Raw genomic sequence first — 8082 nt, 5'->3', positions numbered from 1 at the left:
AAAAGGCACATGCGAAAATATGAATGGTTTAATTAGGCAATATTTACCTAAAGGGATTGATTTAAATCAGGCAGATCAGCATTATTTAAATCAAGTTGCCATGTCACTGAATACTCGTCCTAGAAAGGCGTTAGATTGGCTTACACCATTAGAGAAATTTGCTCAGCTTGTTGATTATCATATGGCTTTTGAAACTGTCGCACCTCATGTTTGAATTCGCCCTGCTTTAAAGTCATTTCTTGTGGGAACTTTACTTGATTTAATTAAGCTTTCGGTTGATTGGTTAATATTTTCATTACAATCATTCATGATGATTTCCTCTCTTTATATATACGTTAATTTTTAATTTAAATGTTGCACAAATTGCAACGTTTGGTAAAAAGCAAGATATATGCCAACATTACCACTCTATATTAACTTATTATTTAGCTTAATAATTTTTATTTAAATTATTAACTCACATTCGATCTATTAATTTTAATCTCTCAAATAAAATATAATTGCCCATTAATAGTGCAATATTTTTTTTATGCACCAAAAATAGCAAATTAAAAAAAATTAAACGTATTCTGAATAAAAAGACTCCTTTTAATAGTAGTGATGAGAGGGTATAAGCAATCTTGTTAAATCCCTTTCTTATTTTATTTAATTTTATCTAAAAAGAAAAAAACCTCTCCACCACCACATCCCTCTCTTCCAAACTTTTTGAGCTTAAAATCTGGAACATCCAGCCATCAATTAGGTTTAAAACCAAATTGGCATCGGGTTTTAATGCATGAGCTTCTAAACTAAAAACTAAATCAAAAAGTTCTTTAAGCAGCCATTTTCTATATTCAAGCGCTATACGGTAGGCTTGCGGGTAAATCTGTTTAGTTTCAAAAATGGCTTTAAGTAATAGATAGTACAGGCTATTAAAATTGACATGTAAAACAATAATCTCTTTAAGTTTGTCGCTTGAGGTTCGGTAACAGCTTGAGTAAATAATTGCCAGCACTTCTTCTTTGAGTTTGCTTTTTTGAAAAGATACGCACATTTCAATAAGCCGCTGTTTTGAGTGAAAGTAATTATAAAAAGTGGCCTTAGGAATTTTGGATTTTTTGACGATTAAGTCCACGCCCGTATTGTGAAATCCATAGAGATTGAACAACTCTATTGCTATATGAATAACCTGTAATTTTTTGGAAGATCTTTCTAAAGTTGGCATCGTTTTACCGTTATAAATTCTTGTTGTTGCTAAAAGAGATTAAAAAGCCTGTGCCTTTTCTGGGAGAAAAAAAGGCACAGCAAAGCCGTAAAGACTGTGCTTGGCACATCTCAAGTTTTATTGTTGCTAAGTTTTAGACGTAATGATTTAAAGCCTGAAAAGCCTATAGCTCATCAAACTGCTTTAAAATTTTAAGTTGTGTCGAGATAGATTTTGACAGTGACTGCCAATAATTTATGAATGTGCATAGCCAACTCCTTCTATTGGGAGTTCTGCCAAAACATTATAAATTATGGTGGCAGAACGGAAGCGGGTTGACGGACTGGTTTCGACATCCAGCACACTCGAAAGTGTCCCACTCCCGTCCTACCGCTACGGGAGGGAACGAGGTGCGCACACAAGACTACTCCTCAGAAGAAATAATCCTGATGTGGTCGAATAAACGGTCCGTCAAAACCGACTGGCAATGTAGGCCAGCCCGCAAATGGTAATCTTCAAAAATTAAGGTGTCAATGTGAAATTGGCTAGAAATTATTTAATTAAATTATTGTTTTTCATTTAATTACATAATTAAGAAAAACCTTAAATATTGGCTTAACAATTTGCTGTTATAACAGCACTCTAACGCTTTCTTTTTATTATGACTGCGCTTACTCGGCCATAAATATTTTAAATTTTGAGACTAAAAAAGGAGGTATTAGCCTCCTCTTTTATTTCAAACTAAAACATCTGGTGGTAATTAAATACCTTTATCTGCCAGATATTACTGAAGATTCTTTGAGTATGTTTTAGGTGATATTTGTGTGATCTCTTTCTTTTCTAGACGATTTAGCAAAGTGCCAAAGATAGCTGCAACAATGTACATAAATAATGAATAAACGGCTGCTGGCATAGCGGCCATACTGCTTGCCATTACTGTAAAAGCAATAGTCATGGCTAAGGTACTGTTATGAATTCCAATTTCAAACGCGCAAGCTTTTGCCTGAAAGCTATTTACACCTAATAATCTTGGAACAAAATAACCAACCATTAAACTACATACGCAAAACAGCAAAGTTGCCAATCCAATTTGCCCAATATACGTCATCAGATTTTGATAATCTCGTGCAACTGCCAATATGATGATCGATACGAGAAAAACGATAGCAAAGATACGCACAGGTTTATTGAGCTTTTCAGCCGTATGCGGCGCAAAATGACGGACTAACATCCCGATCCCAACGGGCACTAAAATAATAAGAAAAACCTGTATGATTTTAGAGAATTGCAATCCTACATTTTGCCCATTTTCCATAAAGTGCTGTATTGCAAAATTCACAATTAATGGAAGTGTAAAGGCAGCAATGACTGAATTTATAGCCGTTAAAGTAATATTTAAAGCGATATCACCTTTATAGAGATAACTGAATAAATTAGCTGTGGGCCCGCCCGGTGACGCAGAAAGGAGCATTAATCCAACAGCAAGCATGGGTGGTAAAGCAAGAACCTTACAAATAATAAAAGCAATACTGACTAAAATAACCAGTTGGCAAAATAATGCGATAAAGACGGCTTTGGGATGTTGTCGTACGCGTTTGAAGTCATTTATGGTCAACTCCAGACCCAAACCAGCCATAATAATTGCGAGTGCAATTGGTAAAAATACGGTAATTAATCCTGAACCCATAATCTCATTCCTTTTTTCATTTATTTATGGAGCTTCTAGTCCCATACATTTATGTTTTTAATTAAAAGTTCTTATTAAACTTTTAGTTCTTTTCTTAAAATTTTACCCACATTCGATTTGGGTAATTCATTAATAAATTGAATATAGCGTGGTTGTTTGTAGCCAGTCAGGTTTTCTTTTGCATAGATTTGGATTTCTTCAACCGATAAAGAGTCATCCTTTTTGACAATAAAGGCTTTCGGCACCTCACCCGATTTTTCATCTGCAATGCCAACCACGGCGACTTCCAAAATTTTTGGATGTTGGGCTAAAACTTCTTCAATTTCGTTCGGAAAAACATTAAAGCCTGACACTAAAATCATGTCTTTTTTACGGTCAATAATTTTGGTATAGCCTTTTTCATTCATAAAGCCAATGTCACCCGTTCTAAAGAAACCATCAGCAGTCATGACTGCTTTCGTTTCTTCAGGTAAATTCCAATAACCTTTCATGACCTGCGGGCCACGAATTGCAATTTCTCCAATTTCACCGAGCGCTAATTGGTGACCTTCATCATCCAAAATTGCAATATCCGTGCTCGGCACAGGAATACCGATCGTGCCACTAAAAGTATTAGAGATTGGCGGGTTAAAGGTCGCCACAGGTGAAGTTTCTGATAAGCCATACCCTTCACGGATAATACGTCCTGTCATTTTTTCCCATCCATCGGCAGTGGATTTCAAAATTGCCATACCGCCGCCAGTGGTAATTTCTAAACGGCTATGGTCCAGCTTATTAAAGCCTTCATGATTAATCAGTGCATTAAATAAAGTATTTACAGCAGGAAAAACCGTAGGACGATATTTTTCAAAACAATGTACAAGAGCATCTAAATCACGCGGGTTTGGAACTAGAACAGTGGCATAACCTTTATTCATTGCACTGTGCAATAAACAGACAGTAAAACCAAAAATATGATAAAGCGGTAAGGCACAGATCGCTATTTCATCTTCAAAAGCATCTCGGTCACCAAAGTAGCTTTTGAAAACCACATTATTTTGTAATAAGTTGGCAACAATATTTTTATGGGTTAATTCTGCGCCCTTGGAGACACCTGTTGTTCCGCCCGTATATTGCAAAAGCGCAGTGTCCTCAAGAATAAGCTTAGGACGTATATAGTCTTGGGCATTTGTCTTCAATAAGATTTGCTTAAAAGCGTATTTTTTAGAATCTAAGCTGTCTAATTCAGTAGGTTGCTCGACCAACATTTCAGTCATGGTGGTGGTAATAATCTGCTCAATCGACACTTGCTCTTTGACAGCGTCATAAACAGGTAAAAACTGCTCTAATATAAATAAGACTTTTGCGCCTGCATCATTTAATTGATGCTTTAACTCACGTGCTGTATAGAGGGGGTTAATATTGACCAGAATATAACCAGCACGAATGACGGCAAGTGAAATAATTGGGTACTGAATAATATTGGGCATCATTACGGCAACACGTGTACCTTTTTCTAGCCCTAAACTTTGCAAGAATGTTGCTACTTGTCGACTATATAAATCGATTTCAGCATAAGAAAAAGATTGATCTGCAAATATAAAAGCCTTTCTTTGCTGGAACTTATTAAAACTGTTGTCCCATAAATCGAGAAGTGAAGTTTGTTCATCCGGCAATGTAATCGTACTTTCTATATTCCATTGCTTATATTCGTCTAACCAGATCTGTTTTGTCATCTTATTGTCCTTTTATGAGAGGGAGAAATGGAACTGTTCCTACTCCACTTTTTATATTTTCTTTAATCTCTTAATCTGCTTACTCTCGTGCAGAAATAAACTGTTTATATAACTAAGCGATCCATCAAATAGTTGAATTAAAATTTATAACCAATTTTCAAACCGTAACCGATTGAATAGTTATTTTTATATTCACCCACATAATATTCACTGCCTGCCTGGGCACCAAGCTGACCTTTGGCGTCACCAAGCCATAGATACTTCATTCCACCTGAAATAAAGTATTTTGAAGTTGGACTATATTGCGCACCAAGACCAACACTGTAATAACCTTTAGCTGGTCCGCCTGTGGATACGCGCTCACCTGCTCCCGAGTCCCAACCTACAGAAACTGAACCCGACCATTTATCGCTTAGGCGTTGTCCAATTCCAAGATTGGCAGACCATTGATCATCATAATAACGAACCAGATTAAAACCATTTGGACGACTTGGCGTTGATAGAACCCCAACAACTTCTGAGATTTCGCCAAAACGATATGGTTTAAACTCAAAATCGTTCCAGTGAACCCAACGCACGTTACCGAACAATAAAGTCCCTTTGCGTAATCCGGTCTGAAATTCCAAATTTACTGACTCTGGCGCTCTAAACTTAGTTGAGCCTGATGTTCCTGCTTCGGGTAAGCCCGCAACAATACGATTGAGTGCCTCCCTCCGCGATTCAGTGAGTTGTCCTATAGAAACCATATACGCCAAATGCTGATCAAGAAAATCACGGCCTTGCTGTGTACTCAACATATCAACCAGTGGCGCATTTTCATTGGCAGTCACTTCATGCATAATTTCTGAACGATAGGTCAATGAGGCTTTTATGGCTTTTTCGGGAATTTGATAACCAAATCCTGCCAGCCACCCCCAATCTCCAACTTCTTTGGCATTAAAGTCATAGCCATTATATAAACTGAAAACTTGACCTCTTAAATTGACGTTACTTTTAAATGTCTGATAAACAGGACCTGCATAAAAATTCCAGTTTTTATCCGGTTGATAACCCAATATCAGACTAAAATTTTGCATAACAAAATTCGATTTGGTGTTACCTGTTACGACTTCTCTACCAGTCTTTTGGGCAAGTGTTGCTGAATCAATGCCCGGTACTAAAATCGTATCACTCGGCTTAGCAACAAAGCTGTTATTTCCATAATATTCAGAGTCGGAGGTAAAGGGCTGATCGTAAAGAAAACCAAATGAAAACTGAGGTGCTAACTGTAATTTCAAGGCTGCACTGGGACGATAATCAGAGTTTGCAATATCAGAAATACTATTACGTGTTGGGTTTGTACCCGCTTCTTGTCCTTCTAACGAAGTGTCTGAAACAGATAAACTTGCCTCAAAATAATTACCGGGTTGTAGAAATGCAGAAATTGATTGTCCTGTTCGATCAAATGCTGCTGCATAGAGTGGGCTCGTACAAAATGAAGCCATGACCATGACTAATGTTTTCTTTTTCATCTTTTAATCCGTCCTAGATTTTTATTTTTACTTATTAGGGCACTCTTTACTGAACGCCTGATGTTTGTTTTTACATAGTGATTCTCATTAGGTATTTTCTATAAAATCAGGTTGTTCTCCTTTTCTGTCAAACGGCGCGGTTAAGGAATGGTTCTTACTAGAACCATTCTTCTGACATATTGAGTGGAGTCGTCTCTACCGGATCAAGTACCGCTAGCCAACTCATAATTTTCGGCATTTCCCAGCCAAAGAAATAATCACACGCGGCAAGCTTCCCACGTAGAAAATCAGGGTCTGTTGAGTTCGGCATGAGTTTATGAATGACTACCGCTTGATCAAGCCATAACCATCCCACCACAAGATGTCCAAAAGCTTCCAAATAATTGGCGGCATTTGCCAGTTGAAGTTCAACATCGGTTAATGCATGCAATTTCTCTGTTACATTTCGGATGAGTTGCCACTTTTGGTCTAATTGATCTGCATGATCTTTTAAAGAAGGCTGTGCCTTGGCTTGTGCGATCGTATTCATGATTTTTTCATGTAATAGCTTCATCGACAGTCCCTGATTAAGACGAGTTTTTCGTCCTAATAAATCGAGCGCCTGAATGCCAAATGTTCCTTCATGAATCGGGTTGAGTCGATTGTCCCGATAAAACTGTTCAACATTATATTCACGGGTATAACCGTAGCCGCCATGAACTTGAATGGCTAAATCATTTGCCACCAGCCCCCATTCAGAAGACCAGCTTTTCACCACTGGTGTTAATAGATCAAGTAATTGATGAGCTTGATCACGCTGCTCGGCATCTTCAAGCGAGTGGATATCATCGGTTAATCGGGCTGCATATAGGCACAGTGCCAACGCACCTGAGACATATGCTTTTTGCGCCAAGAGCATACGGCGAACATCCGCATGTTGAATGAGCGGAATTTGTGGAGAACTCGGATTGCGTTCACTACGAGAACGACCTTGTACTCGAGTTTTTGCATAATCTAAAGCATGAAGATAACCTGTATATCCCAATGCTGCTGCCCCAAGTCCAACCGAAATTCGGGCTTCATTCATCATATGGAACATATAGGCCAGCCCTTTACCAGCTTCGCCGACTAGTTCACCAATTGCGCCTGCTTCTCCTTCGGGTGTGAAACGACCTTCCCCAAAATTCAGCACACAATTCACAGTTCCCCGATAACCCATCTTGTGGTTAATTCCAGCTAATACCACATCATTACGTTCACTTGGCTGTCCATTTTCATCGAGTAATTTGCGCGGTACGGTAAACAGAGAAATGCCCTGCACACCTGCTGGTAATTGTCCATTTTCATCTGGAATTTTTGCCAAAACCAAATGAACAATATTGTCAGAGATATCGTGCTCGCCACCTGAAATCCACATTTTGTTTCCAAACAAACGATAACGACCATCTTTTGTTTTAATCGCACGTGTACGAATATCAGCCAGACTTGAACCTGCTTGCGGTTCAGATAAACACATCGTTCCGAAGCATTTGCCTTCTATCATGGCGTTGACATAGGGTTTAACTTTTTCAGGTTCACCATGAGCCATTAATAAATTTGCATTACCAATGGTTAAAAAGGCGTAGCCCGCTGTTCCTGAATTGGCACCGAGTAGATATGCCATACCTGCACGCTCGATGGTATTGGGTAAGTTCATCCCATTCCAATCTGACGGAAACGCTGCACTCATCAAACCTGCGTCAGCAAAGGCCTTAAGCGCTACCCCGACTTCAGGATTGACAGTTACACGTTCGCCATCAAAAACAGGTTCGTTACTGTCATTTTTTTTATTATGAGGAGCAAATAAATCGGTTGCCAAAGCCTCGTAAACGTTTAAAACAGACGTATATTCAAAACGGTCCTGTCCTGCAAAAGAATCGCGTTGACTAAGTTCTTCGACTTTTAGCCAGTCGAATAGCAAAAAATCGACATCACGGCGAGAGAGAATTAATTCATTGCTCATGGGTT

At 38.4% G+C, this 8082-nt stretch carries 6 protein-coding genes; 1 reads left to right on the top strand and 5 read right to left on the bottom strand.

Going from position 1 to position 8082, the window contains the following annotated elements:
• Nucleotides 1-214, top strand: a 214-nt coding sequence (locus HMPREF0013_RS06615; protein ID WP_005139060.1) for a hypothetical protein, incomplete at its 5' end; no start/stop codon positions are given.
• Between the two features lie 441 nt (nucleotides 215-655).
• Here HMPREF0013_RS06615 and HMPREF0013_RS06610 read toward each other — a convergent pair.
• The 5 genes from HMPREF0013_RS06610 to HMPREF0013_RS06590 all read right to left on the bottom strand — a co-directional run bounded on the left by HMPREF0013_RS06610 (nucleotide 656) and on the right by HMPREF0013_RS06590 (nucleotide 8077).
• Nucleotides 656-1204 carry a TetR/AcrR family transcriptional regulator gene (locus HMPREF0013_RS06610; RefSeq protein WP_025464083.1) on the bottom strand — a complete coding sequence of 183 codons (549 nt, stop codon included), beginning with the start codon at nucleotides 1202-1204 and terminating at the stop codon, nucleotides 656-658.
• 763 nt (nucleotides 1205-1967) lie between these two features.
• Nucleotides 1968-2870, bottom strand: coding sequence for a bile acid:sodium symporter family protein (locus tag HMPREF0013_RS06605; protein ID WP_002113784.1), 903 nt, complete (start codon nucleotides 2868-2870; stop codon nucleotides 1968-1970).
• Between the two features lie 74 nt (nucleotides 2871-2944).
• Nucleotides 2945-4585, bottom strand: coding sequence for an AMP-binding protein (locus HMPREF0013_RS06600; RefSeq protein ID WP_002113851.1), 1641 nt, complete (start codon nucleotides 4583-4585; stop codon nucleotides 2945-2947).
• Between the two features lie 137 nt (nucleotides 4586-4722).
• The gene (locus HMPREF0013_RS06595) at nucleotides 4723-6096 is read right to left on the bottom strand and encodes an outer membrane protein transport protein (RefSeq protein WP_002113782.1); all 1374 of its coding nucleotides are present in this window, start codon (nucleotides 6094-6096) and stop codon (nucleotides 4723-4725) included.
• A gap of 157 nt (nucleotides 6097-6253) precedes the next feature.
• Nucleotides 6254-8077 (bottom strand): acyl-CoA dehydrogenase, encoded by a 1824-nt coding sequence (locus HMPREF0013_RS06590; RefSeq protein WP_002113578.1) that lies wholly within the window; start codon nucleotides 8075-8077, stop codon nucleotides 6254-6256.
• Nucleotides 8078-8082 lie beyond the last annotated feature (5 nt).

Source organism: Acinetobacter sp. SH024, from assembly GCF_000163635.1.
GTDB lineage: Bacteria > Pseudomonadota > Gammaproteobacteria > Pseudomonadales > Moraxellaceae > Acinetobacter > Acinetobacter pittii.
This window is presented reverse-complemented; position numbering and strand designations above follow the sequence as displayed.

Bases quoted from the DNA above. Each gene is read 5' to 3' on its own strand.
- HMPREF0013_RS06590 (WP_002113578.1), bottom strand. From the start codon at position 8,077: ATGAGCAATGAATTAATTCTCTCTCGCCGTGATGTCGATTTTTTGCTA.
- HMPREF0013_RS06600 (WP_002113851.1), bottom strand. From the start codon at position 4,585: ATGACAAAACAGATCTGGTTAGACGAATATAAGCAATGGAATATAGAA.
- HMPREF0013_RS06595 (WP_002113782.1), bottom strand. From the start codon at position 6,096: ATGAAAAAGAAAACATTAGTCATGGTCATGGCTTCATTTTGTACGAGC.
- HMPREF0013_RS06610 (WP_025464083.1), bottom strand. From the start codon at position 1,204: ATGCCAACTTTAGAAAGATCTTCCAAAAAATTACAGGTTATTCATATA.
- HMPREF0013_RS06605 (WP_002113784.1), bottom strand. From the start codon at position 2,870: ATGGGTTCAGGATTAATTACCGTATTTTTACCAATTGCACTCGCAATT.